This window comes from Aeromicrobium phragmitis (genome assembly GCF_003674095.1).
Lineage (GTDB): Bacteria > Actinomycetota > Actinomycetes > Propionibacteriales > Nocardioidaceae > Aeromicrobium > Aeromicrobium phragmitis.
Genome location: NZ_RDBF01000130.1, coordinates 1 through 401, shown reverse-complemented (window position 1 = coordinate 401; position 401 = coordinate 1). Strand labels below are relative to the sequence as shown.

General features: G+C 64.3%; 1 protein-coding gene. It reads left to right on the top strand.

Annotated elements, in window-relative coordinates:
* Window positions 1-176 precede the first annotated feature (176 nt).
* A partial coding sequence (locus D9V41_RS16615) for a hypothetical protein (protein ID WP_208006922.1) occupies window positions 177-401 on the top strand: 225 nt, incomplete at its 3' end.

Genomic DNA, 401 nt, shown 5'->3' with positions numbered 1-401 from the left:
CCCGCCCCGACGATCAGGACGTCCACGTGATCTGTGCTCATGTGCCTCGATCTCCGATCCGCCGATGCTGGTCACCGTATATGACATCGGCAGTGTCACATTAACAGATACTCACAGTATCCGAAACTGCCCATGAAGCGGCTTCGCGGCTACCGCGGGCGACTTAGGATGAGCCCATGACGACAGCAGCCGAGGGCACCGCGCCGGGCGACTTCCAGGATGACACGCGCCCGCGGGACGGGCAGCATCGCGGACTGGGCCTGTTCCTCGCGATCGCCGGCGGCATCGGCGTGCTCGCCTCAGCCATCCTGACGATCGACAAGATCAACCTCCTCGAGGCCGAGGCCGCGGGTGAGCAGCTCGCCCTCGGTTGCGATCTCAACGCGTTCGTTAGCTGCAGC